Raw genomic sequence first — 26,013 nt, 5'->3', positions numbered from 1 at the left:
TGCCCTAACAGGATCCCGGTCATCTCAAAATTGGTGTTAGTGTTAGACATATATTCAAGCCTATCTCTTATCTGGAGATACAGCTACTGTCTGGTGTTTCAGGGGGCTACATCAGAAAAATTTGTCGCGTATGCGAACAAAATCCTGGCGGAAGATGGCATTCAGTACAATGAATTGACTGCGGAACATCCGGCGTATCAGGATATCGTTGATGCGGTAAAAGAAGACAGTATCCAGACCTTAGGCTATTTCCTGCCGCCAACGGATTTGTTCCACACCATGGCGGAGCGTGTGGCTAAAGACCCCAAAGGCACAGGTACTGGCTTTATTCTGGAAGACCTCGCCACTACCTTACGCAACATTGAACAGAGCACGCTGGGTACCGACTCTGCGGATGACTTCAGCAACCTGTTTGAAGATCTCGATTTAGGTTCCAGCAAGCTCGGCAACACTGCGAAAGCAAAAAACGAATTGATCGGCAAAGTCATCACTGAACTCGACAAACTGAGCTTTAACCTGAGCGAAGCAAGTTCAGACATTCTGGGTGATGCCTACGAGTACCTGATCGGCCAGTTCGCCTCAGGCGCAGGTAAGAAAGCCGGTGAGTTCTATACCCCACAGCCGGTTTCCACTCTGCTGGCTAAAATCGTCACCACTCACAAGCTGAAACTGAAAAACGTATATGACCCGACCTGTGGCTCCGGCTCTTTGTTACTGCGCGTTAAAAGTGAAGCCTCGTCGGTGGGTAAAATCTACGGCCAGGAAATGAATCGTACCACCTATAACCTGGCGCGAATGAACATGATCCTGCACGGGGTTCACTATGCTGATTTTGAGATCATTCAGGAAGATACGCTGGAGCACCCGCAACATACACATCTGAAATTTGACGCCATCGTTGCTAACCCTCCGTTCTCCGCCAAGTGGAGTGCCAGCCCGCTGTTTATGAACGATGACCGCTTTGCTCAGTACGGTAAACTGGCTCCGTCCAGCAAAGCAGATATGGCGTTTGTACAGCATATGTTCCATCACCTGGACGATGACGGCACCATGGCGGTAGTTCTGCCTCATGGGGTCTTGTTCCGTGGCGCAGCGGAAGGCCATATCCGTCAGTTTATGATTGAGAAGCTGAACTGCATTGATGCGGTGATCGGCCTGCCTGCCAACATCTTCTACGGTACCAGCATTCCGACCTGCGTACTGGTACTGCGCAAGTGCCGTAAGCACAATGACAGTATTCTGTTTATCGATGCCAGCAATGACTTTGAAAAGGTGAAAACTCAGAACCGCCTGTTGCAGGAGCATATCGATAACATAGCCGATACCTACAACGACTGGAAAGCGGTCGAGAAATACAGCCATATCGCGACGCTGGAAGAAATCCGTAACAACGATTACAACCTAAATATTCCGCGCTATGTTGAGACTTTTGAGGTGGAAGAAAAGATTGACCTCAACGCAGTGGCGCAGGAAATCCGCGAGTTGGAAGGGAAAGTGGCAGAGATCGATAAGACCATCGCTGGGTTCTGTAAGGAGTTGGGGATTGATGCGCCGTTTACGTTGGTGGAGGGGAATAAGTAATGGTGCCAAAGATAAGGTTTAAATCATTCTCAGCCCCCCTGGGTAAGCATAAAATTGAGGATATTTTAGCTCGCTTTGTTTCCCCTGTATCCGTTTCTAAAATAGAAAGGTATCGAGAAATCGGGATTCGCTCCCATGGTAGAGGTTTATTCCATAAAGAGGAGGTGTCTGGTGCTGAATTAGGGAATAAACGCGTTTTTTGGATAAAGAAAGATGCTGTTATTTTTAACATCGTTTTTGCTTGGGAACAAGCGGTAGCAATTACTTCGTCGAAAGATGAGGGATGTATTGCATCTCACCGATTCCCAATGTACTTACCTAAAGATAACAAATGTAACACTGACTATATCAGAAGATACTTCCTGACAAAAAAAGGGAAATATTTATTAGAACTTGCATCCCCTGGTGGTGCAGGTCGAAACAAAACTCTAGGCCAAAAAAACTTCGATGAGTTGGTTGTAACTATTCCTGATGTTACAGAACAAACCAAAATCGCCGATTTTCTGTCCTCTGTTGACGAAAAAATCACATTACTGAACAAGCAGTACGACCTGCTGGGCCAGTACAAAAAAGGCATGATGCAGAAGATTTTTAGTCGAAAATTACGATTTATGGATGATGATGGAGCTGCGTTTCCTGTTTGGGAGAACCACAAACTTGGTGATGTTGCTATCTTTTTAAAAGGAAAAGGTGTTGCAAAAAAAGATATTGTAGAAGATGGTGAACGAGAATGTATTCGTTATGGTGAGCTATATACAGACTATGGTGAGGTTATAAGTAAAATAAAATCCAGAACAAATCAATCAATGACTAATAGCATTTTAAGTTTATCCCATGATGTTTTGATTCCATCATCAGGAGAAACAGCTATAGATATCTCAAAAGCTTCATGTGTTTTGAGTGATGGTGTGATATTGGGAGGAGACCTTAATATTATACGATCAAAAGTTATTGATGGTATGTTCTTGTCTTATTATATCAACTCTCAGAAAAAATACGAAATTGCTCAAATGGCTCAAGGTAACTCAGTCGTACATTTGTATGCAAAACAGTTAGCAAAAATAGAAATATTGTGTCCCTGTAAAAAAGAACAAACCAAAATTGCCAACTTTCTCTCTGCTCTTGACAATAAAATTGCTGTCAAAAAAGCAGAACTAGATAAATTAAAAACCTGGAAGCAAGGCTTGCTCCAGCAACTGTTTATATAATAATCATCCGGTCCGACCCACTCCGGGCCAGCACAATAACAAAAGGCACTACACACTGATGGCAACACAAAGCGAATACGAGTTAGAAGCGCAGTTGGTGGAACAGCTGGTTGGCATGCACTACGAACGGGTGAATGTCACCGACGAAACCAGTATGAAAACCAATCTGCGAAAGCAGATTGAAATCCATAACCGACTAGAATCTGCGCCACTCACGGACAGCGAATTTAACCGTATTTTCTTGCACCTGACCAAAGGCAATGAAGTCATCGATCGCGCTAAGATCCTGCGCGATCGCTACCAGTTATTGCGTGATGACGGCACCGAGAAGTGGCTCAGCTTTATCAATAAAGAGGAGTGGTGCCAGAACGAGTTTCAGGTGACGAGCCAGGTGAAGCAGTTCAACGCCGAGCAAAACACGCGTAAAACCCGCTTCGACGTCACGCTGCTGATCAACGGCCTGCCGCTGGTGCAGATCGAGCTTAAGCGTCGCGGTTTGGGGCTTAAAGAAGCCTTTAATCAGATTGCTCGTTATCATCGCGACGCGTTCTGGGTCGGCAGCGGCCTGTTCCAGTATGTGCAGATCTTTATTATCAGCAACGGCGTAGACACCAAATATTACGCTAACAACCGCGCCAATCACTTTGAGCAGACCTTCTTCTGGACCGATGAAAATAATAACCCGCTCAAAGCGCTGGAAAAATTCACCGACGCATTTCTGAAAGTCTGTCACATCGCCAAAATGATCACCCACTACACGGTGCTGAATGAAACCCGTAAGTGCCTGATGGTGATGCGCCCGTACCAGTTCTACGCCTGCGAAGCGATGATCCGCCATGTGAAGGACAATCTCCACAAGCAGGGACGGCCGGAGAACGGCTATATCTGGCATACCACCGGCTCCGGTAAAACGCTGACCTCGTTTAAAGCCAGCCAGGTGATCATGGAGATGCCGGAAGTGGATCGGGTTATTTTTGTGGTCGATCGCCGAGATCTGGATTATCAGACGGCGAAAGAGTTCAACGGCTTTGCGAAAAACAGCGTGGACACCACCAACAACACCGGTACGCTGATAAAACATCTCAAGCAAAGCAGCACCAAACTGACCCTGACCACCATTCAGAAGCTGAATAACGCCATCACCCATGAAGGGTATAAAGCGCAGCTCGCACACCTGCGCAAAGAGCGCATTGTCTTTATCTTTGATGAATGCCACCGCAGTCAGTTCGGTGATACGCATAAAGCGATCGTGAATTTCTTCGAGAATGCTCAGCTGTTTGGTTTTACCGGGACGCCAATCTTTGCCGATAACGTCAATATCACCAATGGGGTCAAACAGACCACCGAGCTGTTGTTCGATAAATGCCTGCATAAATACGTGATTGTCGACGCCATCCGCGATGAAAACGTTCTGCGCTTTGCCGTGGAATATGTCGGCACTTACAAACGCAAAGAGAGCAGCAATGAGATCGATATCGATGTGGAAGATATCGACACCAAAGAGGTGATGGAAAGCGATATCCGGTTAGGCAAAGTCACCGACTATATCCTTGCCCATCATAACGCCAAGACTCGCAATCGCGAGTTCACCGCGATGTTCTGCGTCGGGTCAGTCGATATGCTGATCACCTACTACAAACTCTTTAAAGAAAAGCAGGCCGTACTGCAGGCGGCGGATGCCAACTACAAGCCATTAAAAATTGCCACCATCTTCACTTATGCCGCCAATGAAGCGGACAAAAGTGATAAAGAGGCGGTAAACGGTCTGCTGGATGAAGAGGATATTAGCCTGCCGCAGGGCTCGAAAGTTGATACCTCGAGTCGCGATCATCTGGATAGTTTTATCAAGGATTATAACGAGCTGTATGGCACCAGCTACTCAGCCAATGATTCAAAGAGCTTCTACGACTACTACAAAAATATTGCTCAGCGTACCAAAGAGAAAGGCATCGATATTCTTCTGGTGGTGAATATGTTCCTCACCGGCTTCGACAGCCCGGCGCTGAACACACTGTACGTCGATAAAAACCTGCGTTTTCACGGCTTGGTGCAGGCGTTTTCCCGCACTAACCGCATTCTCAACGAGAAGAAAAGCCACGGGAATATCGTCTGCTTCCGTAATCTGAAGAAAGCCACCGACGATGCTATTGCCTTGTTCTCAAATAAAGATGCCTCTTCTACCGTGCTAGTCAAACCCTTTGACGAGTACTTCGGGGATTATCAGGACGCTGTCGATCGCTTGTTAACGCTGACGCCAACGGTGGAAAGCGTGGACGATTTACCGGATGAAGAAGCGCAACTGGCATTCGTAACGGCGTTTCGTGATGTGATGCGTTTAAAAAACATCCTCGAAAGCTTTGCCGATTTTGAAGATGCGGCGAAACCGCTGTCGGACCAGACACTTGCGGATTTCACCAGTAAATACCTCGATATTCACGACAAGGTGAAAAAGCACTCCAGCAAGGAGAAAGTCTCGATTCTTGAAGACGTGGATTTTGAAGTCTCGTTGATTCATCGCGACGAAATTAACGTTGGCTACATTCTGCGTCTGCTAGCGGGCATACAGGCGATGCCGCCAAAAGAGCAGCAGGAGCAGAAGAAAAAGATCATGGATATTGTCGACAGCGACGTCACGCTGCGTAGTAAACGTGAGCTTATTGATAATTTTATCGAAAAAAGCCTGCTGCATGCCTCGCATGACGAAGATATCACTCAGGTGTTTGAAGCTTATGTCGAACAGGAAAAAGGTAAGGCGCTGGCAGCCTTGTGTAGCGAAGAGCGACTTGATTCGGTCAAACTGACCGGCTTACTGGATAACTACCTCTTTACCGACGTGATGCCGCGAGAGGATGAAGTGGCAGAAACGCTAACCTGGACGCCGAAGATTCTGGAACGCAAGAACGTGCGGGCACGTGTCTATGACCGTGTGCGCAATGTGATTGAAACGTTTATCAATGGGATGCGCGGGTTTTAAAAGATTTTGGTGACGAATATGGGAGAGGTATTTTCATGAGTGAGATAGATATCCAGGGTGATGACGCGTTGGTTCAACTGCTGTTGAACGCAGACAAAGGCGATATAGATCTGCTGATCGATTATGTCACTAACACCAGTAAGCTTGGTTTTTCCATGTCAGACAGTGTGAAGAATGTATTACAGGATGCCAAACGCCAGGATATACCTGATGACGAAACTCTGCGTCTGCTTGTTCGGGAGTTGCAGCATTTCGGTGGTAATACGTTCGTGAATCTGTTTCGTCGCAACGGCGTCAACTACAGCGAAATTGTAGATGACGTTGCCAGCCATCTGAAGATGAAAGTCCCGGCTGATGCATCGGTAGAAGAAAAAGAAGCGCTGATTATTGACTGTGTATTTACCTCGTCATGGAAAAAAATGTCGGATGATGAGCGCCGCCAGATTCTTCGTGAGATGGGCATAAACGGCTCTGCCAGTATGGATATTCCTGTCTGGCAGAGAGCGGCACTCGTTGCCAATAGTCTTGCACAAACGACCGCAGGCAAAGTACTGCCTTTAATTGCAGGGCTTGGCATCGGGCGCGTTTTGGGCGTATTAACCGGGCCGGTTGGCCTGGCTATTACGGGTCTTTATACCGCCTATGACATCTCAAACCCTGCGTTTCGAGTGACACTGCCTTGCGTGGTGCAAATTGCCTGGATTCGCTTAAAAAACTCCCGCCAGTTCCGGCTTGCCACCCAGCCATCACCTGCCACGCTGCCTGCTCTCACATACGATCAACGCTGGGGTTTTGGGCATGATATTAACCAACCTGCGCTTACGGTTGCGACAATTCCACCTTCGGAAAGTATCAACACGGGTGCGATGCAGGAACAGGATATTGCCGGTATTTCACGCCTGAGCCCGCTGTTGCAAACATTACCCTCACTAGCGACCTCTGCACATGTTGCCAGCCATCAATATATGGAGGTCATTATTAATGGTCCTCTGGCGAGTGTAAAAGATGGCCCTGGTTTCCGTGGATTTAGCCTGGGAGAAAAAGGCATCAAAGAACATGCCGTTCTGCTGAATCCTGACAAACTCAGTCAGCTTGTTAACGCCGGAATGTTGTTGAATGTTGCTTCTGCCGTGCTAGCGCAAAAGCACCTGGCTGATATCAGTAAAAAATTGACGGAGATTGTTGAAGCAGTACGCGAGGTTTCTGCGTTCCAGAACAATGCACGTAAGTCAGAGATCATTGGAGCCATACAGTATCTGCAGCAAATTACCCCCACGGTCCTGGAGGGGCAATGCTCACCCGCAATACGTCAAAAACTGGAGGATATTGAAGTCCAGTTTTCCGCCCTGCAGGCACACTTACTGACTGATATTACTGCTACTGGCGACAAAGTGGCAGCACTTAAAGACCGTGGGCTCTTTGGCAGTTCGGAAATTACGAATAAGATCCAGACACAACAAAAGATCCTTGATGAACGAATCCATGAATGGGACCTGGCAATGAAGGTTCGTGCGCAAGCGTTACACCTTTTGATTCATGCGGAAGGTAACACAACACTCGTCAGGCACCGCCAACAAACCATTGTTCATAACTATCAGGAGTTCGGAAGCGTTGTTGACAAAGTTGAGCGTCAGCTTCACCAGCGGATACAAGGCATCAGCGCATTGACGGAACAGAGCAATACCACCAATGCCAATAAAGTATTACTGCGGAAATGGACGACAACGACATTAATGCATCAAAAGATGGCTATTGAAGAGGCCCATTCGTCGTTCGGGAAATTCCAACAAGGATTGTTGGCTGAGCAGCCGCAATCTGCGCGATTACTGGTAGAAATGCAGGACGGGAAACCGGTGAAGTGTTTTGAATTGCCGCAAGTATGAACAATTCGTCTTTTTTTTGAGTGGGCATCGAATGGAACATGACAATTCTTCACTGGTTGAGTTGCTACCGGAATTTTTTCACCAATGGCCAAAAAACCTGGAGTGGGCCAGAGAAAAAGATAAAAAAACAAATATTGATGCATCTCAGCTAACTGAATTCTTCAGCCTTCTCTCTGAACCACTGAAAGTTGTTCAGCATCGATCTTTATCTTTTGATCCCTGGGAAGTAGCAGGCCTTGGGCGTAAAGAAGTTCGTAACACAGCTGTTCTTGCCTGGCTTCTTGATCCTGAGGGGACTCATGGTTTCGGGAGACTACCTTTACAGGCATTCCTGCAGGCAATACGACACAGCAGAAATGATATCCCTGAAGATTACCTTCACTATTGTCGGGTGCGGGTTGAAACTAATCCTACTGGCGATAATACCAATCGTGTTGATGTAGAAATCAATGCGGATAATTTTTTCCTGCTTATAGAGGTGAAAATTGATGCGTATGAACAGCCAGAACAAGTCGCCCGATACTGTTCTGATGCTAAATTGCGCGCAATGTCACGTCCTTGGGCCGTTATCTTTTTAACGCCTCGTGGCGGAAAACCGCTGACCTGTGGCTTAGATTTCAAACCAGAGGATGTTCCCTGTATTTCCTGGCGACATCTCGCTACAGCTTTAGAGTCTTCGTTGCAACAACATTACAAAGAATTCATTTCTGCCAATGAAAACTCGCCTTCACGCCAAATGGCTGCCCATGCCGCATTTTGCTTTCTTAATCGAGTTCGTACATTTTAATTTAAGGGATTAGACATGAATCCACACAGCGATGCAGAACGTCAGGCCGGTATACTGATTCTTTCGCAGCTAAAGATGTTTAACGAAGCTGTTGTTTATTTTGAACAGCATTTAAGCCCTGCCTTCTGGAAAAGCTTTGATCAGTGTGTTGAAAGATTTATGAAAGACAACCGCTGGGTAGGTAAAGCAAATTATGAACATCAGGATTATTGCTGGCTAGCCCATCCAGCCTGGGTCATTGAAGGCGTTAACTGCAAATATTGGTTTGAAAACAGTTCGACTGTTACTGAAGGGAATGATTATATTTTAGCCGTCCTGACAGGTACGGGAACCGAGCAGGGGCAGTTTGGTTTTGAGTTTAAATTGAATGCTGGGTATTTTGGTGGAGTCAAAAAAATTGCTAATTATGCGAGTAATATTCAGCAATCCTATCGTGAGCAACTGCAGACACTAGGGCTATTGGAACAAGGGAAAGGTAACTATTTCCTACCTATCACGATTGAACCTAATTTACTCACTGAATGCTGGAAAGAGCATGGTGAGTTTCCAGTGGAACATGAAGTATTTTTCCCATTGCAAACAGCTCTTGAAAAGCTACTACAATCTACAAAAATTCTGGATGCTATATTTTTGGCCGAAGCGCAGATTGCAGTAAGTGAATAAGATTAAATAATTAACATTATCTGGTTTGATTTGGCCTTTCTCGCTTAAGAAAGGCCATTGCAGTAAACATTATCCCCGACTACACCCGAAACTTCTATCTCCCTCACCAAATACCTTCGTATCAAGCTTGGTCAAGTAATCCAGTCGTTCAAGCAACTCATCGTATGTGACGTCAAAATCAGGATCGTTTTTGTCCAGTATGTATTTACCGTTATCGGGAAAATGAACAAGATCACGACAATCTTCAATCTCTAGTCCGAGAGCACTGTACCAAGCTCTGACTATCTGGTTGCTAAGTGTACCACTATGCTTAAGATGCCCCAGATGGTAATAAGCATCCTTGTTAAAAAATAAGCAAATATGGAAATGGCATTTTCCACTCGTTGAGTATTCTCTTGCCCAGACATTACGTACAACGTTCTTGTTGACTCTGATCCCAGCAAACTTTCTGCGATGTTCATGTGCTTCCATAATCGCTTTCATCGAATCCAGAAATCGTGATATTGCACCGGGTTCAAGGTTAGGAAAACAGCATACTGTATCACCATTATCTAAAATAGGTGGGTAATGAAGATCCGCTCTTAATGCCATAGTGTAAGCACACCCGTTTTAGTTCCACGCACTTTTTGAGATTTCCGGGGTTTCAGCCATCAGCAGGTACTCTTCCGGTGTCAGGTTATTCAGAGATTCGTGGGGGCGCTCGCCGTTATATTCAGCCAGCCAGCGCTCTGTAATTTCCCGTGCTTCATTCAGTGTTCTGAACAGATAAAAATCCAGTATTTCTGTTCTGTATGTCCGGTTGAACCGTTCGATAAAGGCATTCTGTGTTGGCTTGCCGGGACTGATAAACTCCAGCATCACACCATGCTCTTCTGCCCATTGTGCCAGCGTCAGCGAGACCAGTTCCGGACCGTTATCCATCCGCATCTTCAGCGGATATCCGCGGTTTGCCACGATCCTGTCCAGCACTCTCACGACCCGCTGCGCCGGGATATTCAGGTCAATTTCGATCGCCAGTGCTTCGCGGTTAAAATCATCCACCACGTCGAAGATCCGGAAGCGTCTGCCGCACACCAGCGCATCGTGCATAAAATCGATGGACCAGCTCTGGTTCATCGCCTCTGGCGTCGCCAGCGGAGCCGGATTGCGCACCGGCAGGCGCTGTTTTCCCTTACGGCGAAAATTCAGTTTCAGCAGGCAGTAAATCCGGTGAACGCGCTTATGGTTCCAGCTGTTACCCTTCCTGCGCAGCACCTGAAAAAGCTTTTTGAATCCGTATCGCGGATAGCGTTCAGCCGCAACGCTCAGCGCCATAATGACCGGCTCATCACGTCGCGTATCCGGCTGATAACAAAATACCGTCCTGCTCAGCGATAATATCCTGCATGCCTGACGTAAGCTCATGGCAAACTGCGCGGTCAGATAGCTGACCAGCTCACGCTTTATCGCTGGTTTTAAAGCTTTTTTTCAATAACGTCTTTCAGTGCGCGGCACTCGAGACTCAGGTCCGCAAACATCTGTTTCAGCCGGCGGTTTTCATCTTCGAGGTCTTTCATCTTTTTGATATCAGAGGCTTCCATACCGCCGAACTTCGCTTTCCAGTTGTAGTGCGAGGCCTCAGAAATTCCAGCTTCGCGGCAGACATCTTTGACGGTGCGTCCGGCTTCGACGGACTTCAGAACGGCAATGATCTGGTGTTCGGTGAATCGAGCTTTGCGCATGGCGATCTCCTCCAGGAACATAATCAGTATGCCGGAAGATCTCTAAATGTGAATGGTCCGCTTTACCGGGATGCTTACAGGGTCATTGACACGACCGCAGGGGATTTTTAAATAAATAATTATCTATCGACTAAATTTCCCCTTGCCCCAGCCCTCGCCACGGGCCGTTAAGTCGATTGACGGCGCGGCAGCTATTCCCTCAGCATCATAAAAAAATGCGGACGTTGTAAAGCTGTACACGGTGCCATAAACAGTAAATGAGATATTGTTGCCTATGCCGTCAACTTTCGCACGGGCGGTGTTCGCGGTAAGCGTTGGGGCGATATGTTGTTTTTCGAGAGCCGCCAGCGGATCGCCGTCAATCTTGCTTGCTAAAAAATAACGATATACTTCCCCTGTGGTCATGTTCGAGCCGTCATATTCAGTTATATATAACCACGTACGGGGCGTGAGTTGGCGAACCTCATAAAGTTTGTCACTCACCGTTAAGCGCTGGATATGCTGAAAATAACAGTATCCCGCAATCACGATAGCCATGGTGAATGTAGCCACCCAATGCAACGTCTTAAACGCCTTAATAGTGGTGCTGCTTAACATAGTCTATGCCTTGCTTTATCCAAAATTGGTCCATCGGATCATCACCAAACGGCGGGGCTCCCGTAAAATTGCCCCATTCCGGCCTTGATGTGCCGGCCTTCCACTGCGCCGCGCCAGCGGCAATAAGCAAAATCTTTTCAGGGATGCACGCTGCATAACCCACAGCGCCGTAATGAAAATTTCCGAAGTCAGCGTAAGCCCGTTTTTGTTGTTTGTAATCCCACGGTCCGCCGTTCCTTACTCGCTCATAAAACCACGTATACGTAAGCGGGGTGGCCATGTCCTGAACTCCGTGACGCGCCCGCGCAAGCCTGATGTGTTCGCGCAATATCTCCAGCCCGCGGGGCGGGTAAATCGGTATACATGCCATCGTTATTCCCTTTTACCTGGCAAAACCAGCAACATAAGAGCAACAGCACGGCGCGATACTGTTTGAGATCAATCTATTAATTTTATTTGCAACATCAATAAGTAACCCGATTAAATAACACGAATCTATAACACAATTTGTATCACCTGCGATCGGTTTTTAGCCGTTAATGAGGGTTTATTCTCTTTACATAAAATGGAGTTTTAAAAATGGCTATTCCTGCTTACCTGTGGCTTAGAGACGATGGCGGCAACCCGATTTATGGATCTGTGGATGTTCAAAACCGCGAGGGAAGCATTGAGGTGCTTTCTTTTAGTCACGGCCTGTTAGTTCCTACCGATAACAACACGGGCAAAATCACCGGTACACGCTTACATGCGCCGCTCGTAATAGAAAAGGAGTTTGATAGCTCCAGCCCATATCTTTATAAGGCCGTAGCTACCGGGCAGACGCTGAAAAGCGCGGAAATTAAGTGGTATAAAATCAACGATGCGGGGCAAGAGGTAGAGTATTTCAACATGCTGTTGGAAAACGTCCGGATAGTCAGCATTAACCCCGTTATGCATAACTGCAAAGAGCCAGGTTTACAGATGCATAATCATAATGAGGGCGTACAGCTGCGCTATGAGCGGATCACCTGGAAGTATTGCGATGGGAACGTCCAATATTCAGACGCGTGGAACGAGCGTGTAACAGCGTAAAAAAAAGGGCGGTTAATCCGCCCTATATTGTTTTTAGTGCCAATTCTTTCGCACCTTGGGTTTGCCAGCACGTAGCCTCCCTCGATGGCAATACCTCGCGCGATCACCCGGTGCCGGCTCTCCGCACTTCTTACACGTTTGGGGTATTTTAATCATGCTTAATGCTGTTAAGCATTCTCTGGCAGTTACCGCCTCTGATTTTTGCTGCACCCTATGCAAGCACATACGTAATCAATCACACATAGTCCGGCCTGCCGCTCACCCTCACAAACCCTAAAAACTAAAGAAATCCCCCATCGCGCCGATCATCATCCGTGTGTATTATTTCCTGTAGCTTTTACAACAACTAACCTTAACTCAAATACTTAAGCGCCAAAGCGAAAGGCATCATGAGCACACCGATCAAACGGCTAGAAATCATTAAAAATGCCATTGAACTGGAAGATGACGACATCATCCAGAGCCAGCTGACACGCCTGAAAAATGAAGCGTTTGACGATGATCTACAGGCAATCGTCGTGGCGCTTGAGGAGAAGAACTACACCGCGGCCATGGCGGCCATTACCGCCTGGCTGCAGGGCCAGCGCGCCGTGACGCCGTGGCGCGATCCACAGGTGGCGGCCAGCAAGCTGGAGCTGAAGGCGCTGGAAGAGCGTCTGCGCGATCTGATTGACCGCCGCAACGCGCGGGTACAGCAGCTTGATGAGTTCAACGATCTCTATTTCTCCCGCCTCGGGCCGCTGATGCAGCAGATCCTCGCCCTGCGTAAAACGCTGGCGGAGCTGAACCTGCGTCGTCAGCAGGCGGAAGCGCGTCGGCGCGAGGAGGATTACCGTCGCTGCCAGCACTATATGGCGCAGGCGGTAGAGGTGCTGGCGACGCTGACCCAGCGCTGGCGCGATCTCCCGGCCGACTCCGTCCAGGCCGCTGAGGCGCGTAAGCATCTGGAGCAGCAAAGCAATCTGATTGCCAACCTACTGGCCGAAGCGCTGGAGCTGGAGAGCGGCTTAACGCGCGAAGAGGAGCCTGCGCGTCAGGCGCGCGACGAGGCGAACGAAGAGTACGAGAAGTATCGCGAACAGCATCACGATGCCGAAGTGCGGCTGCGCAAAGGTAAGCATCTTTCACAAGAGGACCAGAACGAGCTCAAGCGTCTCTGGCGGCAGGCGAGCAAGCTCTGCCACCCGGATCTGGTGGCGGACGATTTGAAAGAAGAAGCCAACAGCATGATGGTACAGCTTAACCAGGCGAAGCAGCGCGGCGATGTGAAAGCCATTCGTTCGTTGGTGGCCCGCCTGCAGCAGGGCTTCGAGCCATTGATGGCAAGCGACAGGCTGAACGATCTGGAACGTATCCGCAAAAAAATGGCGCAGGTTCGCGAGCAAATCGACATTTTAGTGAACGAGCTGGCGGAGCTGGAGAAAGAGGAGTCCTGGCTGCTGGTCTCGTCGTTGAGCAATATGGAAGCGTACTTTGCTCAGCAGGAGAAAGCGCTGCACGAGGTCCGCGCCTCGCTCGAACATCAGGTGAGCGAAGCGCAGCTGGATTCGGCAGCCTGATTATTTGGCGTGCCAGTATGCGCTGGCACGCACCAGCTGTGGGTCAATCGCGTCGGTTTCAAACTGACGGCTCAGGCGTTTCACCACCTTCCCTTCCCCGGTCAGCCAGATAAAGTAATCGTCCTCCGGAACGGTCAGCGCCGCCAGATGGTCAGCGACTGCCTGCTCGCTGTGGCCCACCACCCACGTGATATTGAACGCGCTCAGGTCCGCCAGATAGTCCTGGTACGATTCATCCCCAACCGTCACGACCGCGTGTATGTCCGGGCGAACCGGCAGTTGAGCAATGCTCTCTAAGCGTCGGCGCAGCGCGGGCATGCCGGATTCATCGCACACGTAAAGCTGCCAGGCGTAATCCTCCGGCACCACCAGCGAACCGCGCGGGCCGCCGATGGTCAGCTTGTCTCCCGCTTTCGCCTCAACCGCCCAGCTGCTGGCAATGCCGCCGTCATGAATGAAGAAATCGAGAACCAACTCATGATTTGCCTCATCGTATAGCGGCGTATAGTCGCGCGCCTGCGGACGCACGCCGTCGCCCCAGTCGATGCCTTCATCGGTGACCACCGGCGGCGTAAACGTCGTCCCGGGTGCCGTGAAAAAGACTTTGGTATGGTCGTCGAAACCGCGGGAGCTAAAGCCCTCCAGCGCCTCGCCGCTTAGCACAATGCGCTGAAAACCCGCGCTGACGCGCTCAACGCGGAGCACCGTCAGCTCGCGAAAACGCAGGTCATTACGAACACGCTGTGGATAACGAGTAGATGCCATTTTTAGACCCTTTTCTGGTGAATACGATATATCTAAATCAATTTTCAAATGATAATGATTACTAATAAGGAAAAATGCAAGATCTTTTAGATTGCATCTGAATATATCTTAGATATAGTTTAGATATATCAAAAAAAGGGAATATTATGCGACACGAACACGAGGGCGGCGGACGTCGTCCGCGTTTTTTCGGCCACGGCGATCTGCGGCTGGTGATTCTGGATATCCTGACCCGCAACGCGAGCCACGGCTATGAGCTGATTAAAGAGATCGAGAACCTGACCCAGGGGAACTACACCCCGAGCCCGGGCGTCATCTATCCAACCCTGGATTATTTGCAGGATCAGGCGTTTATCACCATTACAGAAGAAGAGAACGGGCGTAAGCGCATTGCGATTACCGCTGAAGGACAACGCTGGCTGGACGAAAACCGGGAACAGCTGGAACAGATACAGGTGCGTATCAAAGCGCGCAGCGTCGGCTTTCAGCTGCGCAAAAACCCACAGATGAAGCGGGCGCTGGATAACTTTAAGGCGGTATTAGACCTGAAGGTGAATCAGGGAGAGCTCAGCGACGCGCAGCTTAAGCAGATTATCGGCGTGATTGACCGCGCGGCGCTGGAGATCTCCCAGCTGGATTAAGCCGGTGCGTGCTCGCTCACGCGGAAGACGCGTACCAGCTCTTTCAGGTGCATCGCCTGTTCGTTAAGCGATGCCGCCGCCGCGACGGATTCCTCCACCAGCGCGGAGTTTTGCTGGGTAGTGGCATCAATCAGGCCAATCGCGCTGTTGATCTGCGAGATCCCCTCCGTCTGCTCATGGCTGGCCTGACGGATCTCGCGCAGGATCGCATCCATCTCCTCCACGTTGCCAACCATGCCGTTGATCAGCCCACTCGCTTTTTCGACCAGGTTCATCCCGTCCTGGGTCTGGCTGGTGGAGCTCTCAATCAGCTCGCGGATTTCGCTGGCAGACGACGCGCTCTTCTGAGCAAGCTGGCGCACCTCTCCTGCCACCACCGCAAAGCCGCGGCCGTGCTCACCGGCGCGCGCCGCTTCCACCGCCGCGTTCAGCGCCAGAATGTTGGTCTGGAACGCAATAGCGTCGATCAGGTCGATAATGTCGGACATCCGGTTGGAGGTCTCGTTAATCAGGCGCATTTTGCTGGTCACCTGCTTCATCATCTCACCGTTGTTTTTGACCACCGTGGCGGCATCGGCAGAAAGGTTGGTCGCTTCACCGGTATGCGAGGCGGTATTTTTCACCGTCGCGGTGATCTGCTCCATCGAGGCGGCAGTTTGTTCAACGGAGCTGGCCTGCTCTTCCGTGCGTGCGGCCAGATCCTGGTTCCCGGCGACAATCTGCGCGGCTGCGCTGGAGATATTCTCCGAGCCGGTCTGCACCTGCTGCACAATGTCCAGCAGACGCGTCTTCATCTCCATCAGCGCATGCAGCAGCAGGCCCGTTTCGTCTTTGCCGTGCGGCGTGATGCTGCCCGTCAGATCGCCCTCTGAAATCGCTTTTGCGAAATTCACCGCCTCACCGAGCGGGCGGGTGATAGCGCGCACGATAAACCAGCCAATCAGGCTGCCTGCCGCAACGCTAAAGAGCGTGAGCAGGATCAGCAGCAGACGGTTAGACCTGAAATCCCCTTCCACCTGCGTACCCGCACGCTGCATCTCGCTGTTCTGAATGGCGATCAGCTCCTTCACCTTCGCTTTGTAAGCCTGCTGCACGGCGAGGGTGGTAGTCATCATTTCCTGTATGGCGCCCGCACGGTTGTTGTTCTGCACCGCCTGCAGAATGCGGTAGCGTGAATCCAGGTACTGCTGGCGCACGCTGCGGATCTCCGCCAGCACCTGCTGAGACTTTTGATCCTGCAAGGCGGTGTTCAGCTCGCCCAGGATCACCGTGATATGCTCGCTGATCTCTTTCAGGCGCTGCTGAGATTGCCCCGTGTAGGTACCCTGCTCGTCCAGCAGCATCAGCTGTTGAGTGCTAATAAATTCCTGGAAGTTATCAATTAACTGGTTCGCTTTTACCGTAGTCGGATAGTCATGGGTAACAATGGACTGCATCCCATTATTTGCCCGGTTCAGGCTCAGCAAAGACACACTTGCGCTGATCGCCATCAGGACAATAAAGAACCCAAACGCCAGAAATAATTTCGTGCCGATCTTTACGTCATGAAAGAACATATTTTCTCCATCGATGTGATTATTTCTCAGACGATCGCTGTTATCGGTAACGATTTCGCTAACTTTATGAGTTTGATCGTTTTTTTATTTCATAATCCTCACAATACATAGGTGCAGGCTATTAATATGGCCTCATCGATCGTTACCAGACCGCCAAACGGGGTATTTTCGAAATAGCATTCTGAAGAACTGACTTAGGCTGGAATAAATAACTGACGCACTTTCTTTAGTTATTTAATATTAAATTAACAATAAACCCATTAATAGTCACAATCAGAAAAATAAAAAGCCGTTTATTCCCTACGGTATAAACGGCTTTTTTGGAACATGACTGACTCAATGGAGCACGGTCACCGCATCCTTAAGGCGTCCGGCGCGGTGCTTCACCATGGCCGAAATGTGCGCGCTCTCCTCGACCAGATCGGCGTTTTTCTGCGTGATGCTGTCGAGTTCAGCTACCGCGCGGGTTAGCTCTGATAAGCCGGTTGCCTGCTCGGAGGTCGCGTGGCTGATCTGGGCGATAAGCTGGGTCACGTTTTTCACCTGCACAACGATATCATCCATCGTACGGCCCGCGGCGTGAACCTGCTCAGAACCGGACTGCACCTTGCTGGCACTGGCATCAATGAGTTTACGAATATCATTAGCCGCACTGGCGCTGCGGCTGGCGAGATGACGGACTTCGCCCGCGACCACGGCAAACCCTTTGCCCTGCTCCCCTGCCCTTGCCGCTTCAACCGCCGCGTTCAGCGCCAGAATGTTGGTCTGGAACGCGATATCGTTAATCAGGGAGGTGATCGAGCCAATGCGCTGCGTGCTGTCGGCAATGTCATCCATCGTTTTAACGACGGTTTGCATCGCGTTGCCCCCTTTCGTCGCCGCGCTGCTGGCGGCCACGGAGAGTTTGTCCACCTCGGCGGCGGTCTCGGAGTTACTCTGCACGGACGCGGCCATCTGGTTCATTGTCGCGACGGTCTGCTGCACGTTCGCGACGGTCTGACGGGTCCGATCGTTCAGATCTTCATTTCCCTGCGCCAGCCTGTCGCTGCCGTCACGGACGCTCACCACCTGGCTCGACACGTCATTGATCAACCAGCGGCACATCAGGCCAAGTTGTCCTACCGCGCGCAGCGTCAGGCCCAGCTCATCGCTGCGGTTAAGATGCTGCACGCTGTTGCGCTCGCCGGTGGCGACCTTCAGCGCCTGTCGCGCCACATTCTCTATCGGGCGGACAATCTGTTGCTCAAACAGCAGCGTTCCCATCAGCATCACCACCGCAGCGGCGGCAAGCGGTAACCAGCCTGCGGAGGTGGCGGCCAGCGTGGCGGCGAGTCCGGCAAAGAGCACCGCCATCACGCTGCGCACGCGCCAGCGCAGCGGCATGGCCGGGAGTTTACCCAGCCAGCCCTTTCCCACCACCAGCCCTTTGTGAATACGTTTTTTACAGCGCCCGTCGTTCAGCGCCCGGTAGAGCGGCTCCACGGCGGCGATCTCTTCCGCTGTGGCTCTGGTGCGAATCGACATATAGCCCGTCACCTGCCCGCGACGCACCATCGGCACCGCGTTAGCACGCACCCAGTAGTGGTCACCGTTTTTGCGCCGGTTTTTGACAATCCCGCTCCACGGCTCGCCCTGCTGCAGCGTGTACCACATATCGGCAAACGCAGCTTTTGGCATATCGGGATGGCGCACCATATTGTGCGGCTGGCCCGTCAGCTCATCGAGCTGATAGCCGCTCACCTGCACAAAGGTGTCGTTGGCGTGGGTGATGTAGCTGTGGACGTCTGTGGTAGACATTAAGGTGGTGTCATCGTCCAGAGGATATTCATTCTGGGTGACATAGGTTGGAGAGGACATCGTGAGCATCCCTTGCAGGTTATTTGAATGTTAATTTTGTGGGTCAATGTTTTTTCGGCGGTAAACAATTTATCTTTAGTTGTTAAACTTGATGAAGATCGCAGATTTGACTTAAACCATACTTTTTGTACGATATTTTAATTCATTGATTTCAAATACTTTCGCAAAGAAATTACCGACAAAGCATGACCTGTTAATGCCCGCTTAAGTTGCAGCGTATGCACCTCTTTAGTGCAGCGACGCTCTTCCCCCCTTTCTTTATACTTGCTGCCCCGTACCGCTAAATCCCGTTTGGCTTCTATCGGCATGATTAAATATTGTGCAACATTATTTTAACCTGGCGTTTATCCCGATTTTCGTTAAGGCCTCTGAAGTGGCGTAATCCCTGCAATACTTAAACCAGTATCATGTGATACGCGATCCCCGGGAGCACATTTTGAACAGGTTACCTTCCAGCGCCTCGGCTCTTGCCTGTACCGCGCACGCACTGAATCTCATTGAGAAGCGAACGCTTGATCATGAGGAGATGAAACAACTTAACCGTGAGGTCATCGATTACTTTAAAGAGCACGTCAATCCAGGGTTTCTGGAGTATCGCAAATCTGTTACCGCCGGCGGGGATTACGGAGCCGTAGAGTGGCAAGCGGGAAGTCTCAACACGCTTGTCGACACCCAGGGACAGGAGTTTATCGATTGCCTGGGAGGTTTTGGAATTTTCAACGTGGGGCACCGTAATCCAGTTGTGGTTTCCGCCGTACAGAATCAACTTGCGAAACAACCTCTCCATAGCCAGGAACTGCTCGACCCGCTTCGCGCCATGCTCGCGAAAACGCTGGCGGCCTTAACGCCCGGCAAACTGAAATACAGCTTCTTCAGCAACAGCGGCACAGAATCGGTCGAAGCGGCGATTAAGCTCGCCAAAGCGTACCAGTCGCCGCGCGGGAAATTCACCTTTATCGCCACCAGCGGCGCGTTCCACGGTAAATCCCTCGGCGCACTGTCGGCGACCGCTAAATCCACTTTCCGTAAACCGTTTATGCCGCTGCTGCCGGGCTTCCGCCACGTGCCGTTCGGCGACATTAACGCCATGCGCACCGTGCTGAGTGAATGCCGTAAAACCGGCGATGACGTGGCGGCGGTGATCCTGGAGCCCATTCAGGGTGAAGGCGGCGTCATCCTCCCTCCGCAGGGCTATCTGCCTGCCGTGCGTCAGCTGTGCGACGAGTTTGGCGCGCTGCTGATCCTCGACGAAGTCCAGACCGGCATGGGGCGTACCGGCAAGATGTTCGCCTGCGAGCACGAAAACGTGCAGCCGGACATTCTGTGCCTGGCGAAAGCGCTCGGCGGCGGCGTGATGCCGATTGGCGCGACGGTCGCCACCGAAGAAGTCTTCTCGGTGCTGTTCGACAATCCGTTCCTGCATACCACCACCTTTGGCGGTAACCCGCTGGCCTGTGCGGCGGCGCTGGCGACCATCAACGTGCTGCTGGAGCAAAACCTGCCTGCGCAGGCGGAGCAAAAAGGCGACATGCTGCTGGACGGCTTCCGCCAGCTGGGCCGGGAATACCCTGACCTTGTGCAGGAAGCGCGCGGCAAAGGGATGCTGATGGCGATTGAGTTCGTTGATAACGAAATCGGCTACAGCTTCGCGAGCGAGATGTTCAGGCAGCGAGTGCTGGTGGCCGGAACGCTTAATAACGCAAAAACTATTCGTATTGAACCGCCGCTTACGCTGACCATTGAGCAGTGTGAGCAGGTGCTAAAAGCGGCACGTAAAGCGCTGGCAGCACTCAGAGTGCGCGTAGAAGAGATCTGATCAATCCCCCCTCTTAACCGAGGGGGATTTCATTTTTCTGGTATAAATATTACAAATTGAAATAATAGTATTATATTTCAGACATACATTTATACTTTTAAAATTATAAAGCTCCTTTTCTCTTACATGATTTTTTTTGCAACCAAACCGATATCCATACACCACCTTTATCTATTTGACCGCAAACAGGGCGCCCATTGTTAAAATCCGGTAAAAACACCACCACTCACATCATTCAAAAATATTAATTAATTCTAATATTATACCTAAAAAAAACTAACGGCATATTATACCACCATACATTGAAATAATATTTCACGACTCCTAGAATACCTGCCGCGGAACATCATAAACATGATGAAAAGAGCTTTTCAATAAGCCCGTCCATTATGCGAAATGCATATTCTAAATAACGGAACTTGTTAAACGTTATTCAAGTTCACGCTGTGAAAGCATATAGCTTTTACTCAATTTCAATTTGACAGAAAGATGTTTATTTAAAAGGATTTGTATGAAAAAGCACGTTTTAGCAATGGTCATTGCAACGGCAATGGTAAGTGGCGTAGCGATGAACGCACAGGCAGACACCGTCACGGTTTCTGGCGGTACGGTTAACTTCGTTGGCCAGGTTGTTAATGCTGCATGTTCGGTCGCAGCTGACTCCGTAGATCAGACTGTAACGCTGAGCCAGGTTCGTACTGTGAAATTGACGACAAAAGGAATGCAGGCGAACCAGAAAGAAGATTTCAAAATCGTTCTGGAAGATTGTGACACCACGGTAAGCCAGAACGCCGCTGTGATTTTCAACGGTCAGCAAGACGCAGGACTGGCAGGTTCACTGGCTAACACAGCGGGAGCTGGCTCAGCAACTAACGTCGCACTGCAACTGTTCGGACCGGATGGTAACGTACTCAATATCGGTGATACCTCCTCCAACGTGAAGCTGATCAATGGCGAGAACACCATCCCGCTGAGCGTTGACTACATCGCTACCGGTGCGGCCACGCCGGGTAACGTATCCTCGACTGCAACATTCCAGATGGTTTACTCCTGATTCGTTAGCTGCAGTAACACCCCCGGAATCTGATTCGGGGGTGTTTTGCCGATCCATCGAAACGGAGTCACTATGCGACAGGTCACCAGGCAATCAGTGCTGTTTTTCAGCGTATTGCTGTGCGTTGCACTGCCCGCCTCGGCAATTGACGACGGAAGCGTGCATTTTCAGGGGCAAGTCGTCAACACCGGCTGTTCCGTCAGTGCAGAAAGTCAGGACCAGATTGTGCGTATGGGCCAAATACGCAATAACGAATTTGCCGCAACGGGCGATTGGGCAGCACCAACAGCCTTTCAGATAACGCTAGAAGACTGCGATACCAGCGTCAGTCAACGTGCGGGCGTACTGTTCAGCGGCGAGTCCGATGCAAAAGACCCGCAAATTTTTCGCGCAGGTTATGGCGCAGGCGCAGCGCAGGGGATTGGTGTGGGAATATTTGACGCAACCGGCCATCTACTTATTCCGGATACAGCCCCGCCCTGGTACGCCCCCTTGCAGAACGGCGCCAATGTTCTGCGTTTTATGGCGAAATACCGCTCCACACAACCGCACGTTCAGGCTGGTACGGCCGACGCCCAGGTATGGTTTAACGTCGTCTACCAGTAAAACACTCAGAGGCCCGAGTGCCTCGTCATGAGAATTGAGGGAACAATGCAAATGAACACATCACCTACGTCTTTGTCTCGCCTGATGATGGCTGGTACGTTGCTGCTGACAATGGGTCTGGCAACGAATGCCTCTGCAGGTGGAATTGCTTTAGGGGCTACCCGCGTCATTTATCCGCAAGGGGATAAACAGGTTTCATTACCGGTGATCAATTCGTCGGCAGACAATACGTTCTTAATACAATCATGGGTAGCCAACGTTGAGGGTATCAAGTCACCAGACTTTATCCTTACGCCACCGTTGTTTGTTATCCACCCTAAGAAAGAGAACACGCTGCGTATTATGTATATCGGCCCCGACCTTCCTGCCGATCGCGAAACTGTTTTCTATCTGAACAGCAAGGCTATTCCGTCTGTCGATAAAAATAAGCTTCAGGGCAATACGCTGCAAATAGCAACACAGAATGTGATTAAGTTATTCATTCGCCCTAAGAAATTAACATCCCTTTCCGTGGATGCGCCCAAAACGCTGACGTGTCGGACAGAAAATGGAAAAGTCATCATAACGAATCCATCACCGTATTACGTATCGTTGGTGCAGTTCTTTGTTGGGGGAACCCGTCTTCCCAATTCAATGGTCGCACCTAAAAACACGTTGACGGTGGATATCCCCGGCGGCGGTTCCGGCAGTGTGAAATTCCAGACAGTGAATGATTTCGGCGCAAATACCCCTACGCAGATTTGTTCCCATTAACAACCTGAAATGAAATAGCAGACCTGCATTTTGTCTTCAAGGAAGGAAGTACTTAGCATTTACTGCAGGGAAAAGAGATGAAACGTAATACTTCACTGATTTTTAGCACATTTTCTTTAACATCCCTTACGCCAGTGGCGATGGCGATAGCAGGATTGCTATCGCCATCAGATGCAAGTGCAGAATATTTTTTCAACCCGGCATTTTTGTCTAGCGATCCCTCTGCCGTTGCTGACCTGTCGCGGTTTTCCACCAATGGCCAGGCACCAGGCGTTTATCGTGTTGATCTCTGGCTTAACGGGGCGTTTGTGGCGACTCGCGATATCACCTTTACGGCAAGAAATACCGCGTCGACGGCACAACCGCAGGCGGATGATACCGGTCTGACCGCCTGTTTATCAGCAAAAGCGCTGGAAAACCTGGGCGTTAACCTTCAGGCGTTTCCTGCCCTGACGGCGGAAAAGACGGACAGCTGTATTGATATTGCGTCAATCATTCCCGCCTCATCAACCACCTTTGATTTTGAGCATCAGCGGCTGGATATCAGTATCCCGCAAGCCGCCCTGAGGAATAGCGCACGCGGATACATTCCGCCTGAACAATGGGATGAAGGCATTAATGCCCTCCTGCTGAATTATAACTTCACCGGCTCTCGTAGCCGCGATCGGGGGGAGAGCAACTCAACCAGTAAAAGCTATTTCCTCGGGCTTAACAGCGGATTAAACCTTGGCCCGTGGCGGTTAAGGGATTACTCAAGCTGGAATTATCACAACAGCGATGACTCACGCAGCGACAACTGGCAGCACATTAATACCTATGTTGAACGCGCGGTCATTCCGCTGAAAGGAAGACTGACGCTGGGTGACAGCTACACCCCATCAGACGTATTTGACAGCCTCCCTTTTCGCGGTGCGCAAATCGCCTCTGATGACAATATGCTGCCCGATAGCCTGAAGGGTTTCGCGCCCACGATCCGGGGTATCGCAAAAAGCAATGCTCAGGTAACCATTAAGCAAAATGGCTACACCATTTATCAAAGCTATGTTCCACCGGGTGCATTTGCGATTAGCGACCTGTTTCCCACGTCCTCAAGCGGTGACCTCAGTGTTGAGGTAAAAGAATCTGACGGTAGCATCAACAGCTATTCCGTGCCTTATTCCACCGTTCCCGTACTCCAGCGTGAAGGCCGCGTAAAGTACGCATTAACAGCAGCCGAATACCGCAGCAGCAGCGATCAACAGGACGAGGTTAATTTCGTTCAGGGATCTCTAATCTGGGGGCTTTCGCATGGCTTCACGCTGTATAGCGGATCGCAGATAACCAACAATTACCACTCGCTGGCATTCGGCACCGGCCTGAATATGGGTGAACTGGGCGCTATCTCTGCGGATGTGACTCACGCGAAGAGCACGCTGGCGGATGACAGCACGCATTCAGGGCAATCGATCCGTTTTCTGTATGCAAAATCCCTTAACGGCCTCGGCACTAACTTTCAGCTGCTGGGCTACCGGTACTCGACCTCGGGATTCTATTCCCTGGATGAAACAGCCTATAAGCAAATGCGCGGCTACACGGGTGACCACGAGGACAACGATACCGAACAGCAAAATCCCTGGATGGATTATTACAATCTGTACTACACCAAGCGAGGAAAGGTTCAGTTCAACATCTCTCAGCAGCTTGGTCATGCTGGTTCGCTCTTTGTCACGGGCAGCCAACAGACCTACTGGCATACCGATGAAAAAAATACGCTACTCCAGGTAGGCTTTAGCGGGACCATTAAAGATGTGTCCTACAGCCTGTCCTACAACTACAACAAATCACCGGGCATGTCGAAAAGCGACGAGATTTACGCGCTGAATTTGTCGCTGCCATTGAGCCTGTGGCTGCGTCCACAAAACGATGTCAGCCAGAAGCATAACTATGCTTATGCCACCTACAACATCAGCACCGACAAAAAGGGTGAAACCTCGCAAAATGCCGGGATCAACGGCACATTGCTTGAGGATAACAACCTGAGCTACAGCGTTCAGGAAGGCTATTCAAGCCAGGGGACAAAATCACAAGGCTCCAGCAGCCTTGAATACGATAGCGCCTATGGCAATGCGAACGTGGGCTATAACTACAGCGGAAACGGCGACTACCAGCAGGTGAACTACGGTTTGAGCGGCGGCGTCATTGCTCACCGGAACGGCATCACCCTTAGCCAGCCACTGGGTGATACCAACGTGCTGATTGCCGCTCCGGGCGCGAGTAACGTCAAGGTCGAAAACGAGCCGGGTATTCATACCGACTGGAGAGGCTATGCCGTGGTTCCCTACGCGTCCTCGTATCATCTCAACCGCATGGCACTGGACATCAACTCACTGGCTGACGATATGGATATCGATGATGCCGTAACCAATGTGGTCCCAACCCGTGGCGCGGTTGTGCGTGCAACCTTCAAAGCCCGGCCTGGTACGCGTGCGTTAATGACCTTAACCCATCGGGGCAAACCCGTTCCTTTCGGCGCCATGGTGTCACGTGATGACAATGGCAGCGATACGATTGTGGGTGAAGACGGAGAGGTCTATCTCTCTGGCCTGAGCCCGGCGGGAACGCTGAAAATTCAGTGGGGTGAAGGGTCAGACAAGCAATGTAGCGTGAAGTATCAATTACCTGAAAGTAAACAGCCGCTGCTGCGGTTGAAAACGGAGTGTATATAAATGAAATTATGGATGATTTTATTTTATGTGGTCGGGCTGGCATTCTCACCTTATGGAATAGCCGATATTTGTAAAAATGCTAACGGTGGCATCTCGATTGTTAAGGAAGGTGCGAATAAGCGGGGAAATTCTTCTCGGCTGACTCAGTCATTTCATTTCTTCATGTTTGAGCCGATTTTTTCTCCCGTAAATGCCTTGAATCAGCCTATTTAGACC

22 protein-coding genes are annotated in these 26,013 nt (G+C 50.2%); 15 read left to right on the top strand and 7 right to left on the bottom strand.

Translation table 11 applies throughout. The features are described 5' to 3' along the window. Nucleotides 1-93: 93 nt before the first annotated feature. Genes FHC52_RS20875 through FHC52_RS20850 form a run of 6 tightly spaced genes read left to right on the top strand, consistent with a single transcriptional unit; the run spans nucleotide 94 to nucleotide 9,096 of the window. Nucleotides 94-1,581 carry a type I restriction-modification system subunit M gene (locus FHC52_RS20875; protein WP_310572722.1) on the top strand — a complete coding sequence of 496 codons (1,488 nt, stop codon included), beginning with the start codon at nucleotides 94-96 and terminating at the stop codon, nucleotides 1,579-1,581. Continuing rightward, nucleotides 1,581-2,789, top strand: coding sequence for a restriction endonuclease subunit S (locus tag FHC52_RS20870; protein WP_126289354.1), 1,209 nt, complete (start codon nucleotides 1,581-1,583; stop codon nucleotides 2,787-2,789). The genes FHC52_RS20875 and FHC52_RS20870 overlap by 1 nt, the downstream gene beginning before the upstream one ends. A 58-nt stretch (nucleotides 2,790-2,847) precedes the next feature. Next, entirely contained in the window at nucleotides 2,848-5,763 is a 2,916-nt protein-coding gene (locus FHC52_RS20865) for a type I restriction endonuclease subunit R (RefSeq protein WP_126289356.1), read from the top strand. A 35-nt stretch (nucleotides 5,764-5,798) separates the two neighbouring features. Beyond that, nucleotides 5,799-7,646 (top strand): YaaW family protein, encoded by a 1,848-nt coding sequence (locus FHC52_RS20860; RefSeq protein ID WP_220420244.1) that lies wholly within the window; start codon nucleotides 5,799-5,801, stop codon nucleotides 7,644-7,646. Nucleotides 7,647-7,677: 31 nt separating this feature from the next. Further along, the gene (locus FHC52_RS20855) at nucleotides 7,678-8,433 is read left to right on the top strand and encodes a PD-(D/E)XK nuclease family protein (protein ID WP_126289360.1); all 756 of its coding nucleotides are present in this window, start codon (nucleotides 7,678-7,680) and stop codon (nucleotides 8,431-8,433) included. Between the two features lie 15 nt (nucleotides 8,434-8,448). After that, nucleotides 8,449-9,096, top strand: a complete 648-nt coding sequence (locus FHC52_RS20850; protein WP_126289362.1) for a hypothetical protein — start codon at nucleotides 8,449-8,451, stop codon at nucleotides 9,094-9,096. 69 nt (nucleotides 9,097-9,165) lie between these two features. Here FHC52_RS20850 and FHC52_RS20845 read toward each other — a convergent pair whose 3' ends face one another. The 4 genes from FHC52_RS20845 to FHC52_RS20830 all read right to left on the bottom strand — a co-directional run bounded on the left by FHC52_RS20845 (nucleotide 9,166) and on the right by FHC52_RS20830 (nucleotide 11,694). Next, entirely contained in the window at nucleotides 9,166-9,687 is a 522-nt protein-coding gene (locus FHC52_RS20845; RefSeq protein WP_126289364.1) for an inovirus Gp2 family protein, read from the bottom strand. An 18-nt stretch (nucleotides 9,688-9,705) separates the two neighbouring features. Continuing rightward, a protein-coding gene (locus FHC52_RS20840) for an IS3 family transposase (protein WP_126289366.1) occupies nucleotides 9,706-10,817 on the bottom strand; the annotation gives its coding sequence in 2 pieces (ribosomal slippage) (nucleotides 9,706-10,556 and nucleotides 10,556-10,817; 1,113 coding nt in all). A 123-nt stretch (nucleotides 10,818-10,940) separates the two neighbouring features. Beyond that, on the bottom strand, nucleotides 10,941-11,414 hold the full coding sequence (locus FHC52_RS20835) for a hypothetical protein (protein WP_126289368.1): 474 nt from the start codon (nucleotides 11,412-11,414) through the stop codon (nucleotides 10,941-10,943). Beyond that, nucleotides 11,392-11,694, bottom strand: a complete 303-nt coding sequence (locus FHC52_RS20830) for a polymorphic toxin type 44 domain-containing protein (protein WP_008503179.1) — start codon at nucleotides 11,692-11,694, stop codon at nucleotides 11,392-11,394. Before FHC52_RS20830 ends, FHC52_RS20835 begins: the two co-directional genes overlap by 23 nt. A gap of 299 nt (nucleotides 11,695-11,993) precedes the next feature. Between FHC52_RS20830 and FHC52_RS20825 the strand changes: the two genes are divergently transcribed. Further along, the gene (locus tag FHC52_RS20825) at nucleotides 11,994-12,485 is read left to right on the top strand and encodes an Hcp family type VI secretion system effector (protein ID WP_023294612.1); all 492 of its coding nucleotides are present in this window, start codon (nucleotides 11,994-11,996) and stop codon (nucleotides 12,483-12,485) included. A gap of 389 nt (nucleotides 12,486-12,874) precedes the next feature. Then, a complete protein-coding gene (locus FHC52_RS20820) occupies nucleotides 12,875-14,044 on the top strand; it encodes a DNA repair protein (RefSeq protein ID WP_032653488.1) in 1,170 nt (389 codons plus the stop codon). Here FHC52_RS20820 and FHC52_RS20815 read toward each other — a convergent pair whose 3' ends face one another. Beyond that, nucleotides 14,045-14,809 (bottom strand): siderophore-interacting protein, encoded by a 765-nt coding sequence (locus FHC52_RS20815; RefSeq protein ID WP_126289370.1) that lies wholly within the window; start codon nucleotides 14,807-14,809, stop codon nucleotides 14,045-14,047. It abuts the gene before it with no gap. Nucleotides 14,810-14,955: 146 nt separating this feature from the next. Here FHC52_RS20815 and FHC52_RS20810 point away from each other — a divergent pair, with 146 nt between their 5' ends. Next, entirely contained in the window at nucleotides 14,956-15,450 is a 495-nt protein-coding gene (locus tag FHC52_RS20810; protein WP_008503175.1) for a PadR family transcriptional regulator, read from the top strand. Here FHC52_RS20810 and FHC52_RS20805 read toward each other — a convergent pair. Continuing rightward, on the bottom strand, nucleotides 15,447-17,006 hold the full coding sequence (locus tag FHC52_RS20805) for a methyl-accepting chemotaxis protein (RefSeq protein WP_219283412.1): 1,560 nt from the start codon (nucleotides 17,004-17,006) through the stop codon (nucleotides 15,447-15,449). The two genes, FHC52_RS20810 and FHC52_RS20805, sit on opposite strands and share 4 nt — an antisense overlap. A 336-nt stretch (nucleotides 17,007-17,342) precedes the next feature. Beyond that, the gene (locus FHC52_RS20800; protein WP_008503173.1) at nucleotides 17,343-18,863 is read right to left on the bottom strand and encodes a PAS domain-containing methyl-accepting chemotaxis protein; all 1,521 of its coding nucleotides are present in this window, start codon (nucleotides 18,861-18,863) and stop codon (nucleotides 17,343-17,345) included. Nucleotides 18,864-19,299: 436 nt separating this feature from the next. Here FHC52_RS20800 and ygjG point away from each other — a divergent pair, with 436 nt between their 5' ends. The 6 genes from ygjG to FHC52_RS22840 all read left to right on the top strand — a co-directional run bounded on the left by ygjG (nucleotide 19,300) and on the right by FHC52_RS22840 (nucleotide 26,010). Beyond that, nucleotides 19,300-20,679 (top strand): putrescine aminotransferase, encoded by a 1,380-nt coding sequence (gene ygjG / locus FHC52_RS20795; protein WP_008503172.1) that lies wholly within the window; start codon nucleotides 19,300-19,302, stop codon nucleotides 20,677-20,679. A gap of 511 nt (nucleotides 20,680-21,190) precedes the next feature. Then, on the top strand, nucleotides 21,191-21,733 hold the full coding sequence (locus tag FHC52_RS20790) for a fimbrial protein BcfA (RefSeq protein WP_220420243.1): 543 nt from the start codon (nucleotides 21,191-21,193) through the stop codon (nucleotides 21,731-21,733). Nucleotides 21,734-21,805: 72 nt separating this feature from the next. Then, nucleotides 21,806-22,339, top strand: coding sequence for a fimbrial protein (locus FHC52_RS20785; RefSeq protein ID WP_021242352.1), 534 nt, complete (start codon nucleotides 21,806-21,808; stop codon nucleotides 22,337-22,339). A 45-nt stretch (nucleotides 22,340-22,384) separates the two neighbouring features. Further along, complete coding sequence (locus tag FHC52_RS20780) at nucleotides 22,385-23,092, top strand: fimbria/pilus periplasmic chaperone (RefSeq protein WP_220420242.1); 708 nt, start codon at nucleotides 22,385-22,387, stop codon at nucleotides 23,090-23,092. A 77-nt stretch (nucleotides 23,093-23,169) separates the two neighbouring features. After that, the gene (locus tag FHC52_RS20775; RefSeq protein ID WP_023294615.1) at nucleotides 23,170-25,797 is read left to right on the top strand and encodes a fimbrial biogenesis usher protein; all 2,628 of its coding nucleotides are present in this window, start codon (nucleotides 23,170-23,172) and stop codon (nucleotides 25,795-25,797) included. After that, nucleotides 25,798-26,010, top strand: a complete 213-nt coding sequence (locus tag FHC52_RS22840) for a hypothetical protein (protein WP_259280432.1) — start codon at nucleotides 25,798-25,800, stop codon at nucleotides 26,008-26,010. The last annotated feature ends 3 nt before the right edge of the window (nucleotides 26,011-26,013 follow it).

The organism is Enterobacter sp. EC_64 (assembly GCF_019584165.1).
GTDB classification, from domain to species: Bacteria; Pseudomonadota; Gammaproteobacteria; order Enterobacterales; family Enterobacteriaceae; genus Enterobacter; species Enterobacter roggenkampii.
The sequence above is the reverse complement of the archived record's forward strand: the minus strand, read 5'-3'. Positions and strand labels throughout refer to the sequence as shown.